Annotated in this window: 1 protein-coding gene; it reads right to left on the minus strand. The window is 64.5% G+C overall.

Annotated elements, in window-relative coordinates; all coding sequences use genetic code 11:
* On the minus strand, positions 1–657 hold a 657-nt coding region (locus tag AB4Y92_RS25210; RefSeq protein ID WP_441822105.1), incomplete at both ends, for a carbohydrate ABC transporter permease.

Raw genomic sequence — 657 nt, forward strand, 5'->3', positions numbered from 1 at the left:
GCCTTGCCCAGGTCGAACTGTCCGAGCGCCAGCTTCACCAGCTCGATCGAGAGGAAGGTCGTCGAGTTGCCGGGCCCGCCGCCGGTGACGACGAAGGGCTCGGTGTAGATCATGAACGAGTCCATGAAGCGCAGCAGCACGGCGATGATCAGCACGCGCCGCATCTTCGGCAGCTGGATGAAGCGGAACACCGCCCAGCGGCTGGCGCCGTCGATCCGCGCCGCCTGGTAATAAGCGTCGGGGATCGATTTCAGCCCGGCATAGCAGAGCAACGCCACCAGCGAGGTCCAATGCCAGACATCCATCACGATGATGGTGATCCAGGCAGCCAGCGGGTCGGCGACGTAGTTGTAGTCGATGCCGAGCCGGTTGATCGTGTAGCCGAGTAGCCCGATATCGCCACGTGCAAAGACCTGCCAGATCGTGCCGACGACGTTCCAGGGCACCAGAAGCGGCATCGCCATCAGGACCAGCGTCGCCGCCACCTTCCAGCCTTCGCGCGGCATGGCGAGCGCGACTGCGATGCCGAGCGGTACCTCGATCGCGAGGATGATCGCGGAGAAAGCGAGATTGCGCCCCAGCGAGTCGCGCACCCGTCCGCCCAGATCGCTAGAAGGGTCGAGCAGCTCCTTGAACCAGCCGGTGCCGTTCCAGAAG

The organism is Lysobacter sp. TAB13 (assembly GCF_052113885.1).
Taxonomy (GTDB): domain Bacteria; phylum Pseudomonadota; class Gammaproteobacteria; order Xanthomonadales; family Xanthomonadaceae; genus Lysobacter; species Lysobacter gummosus.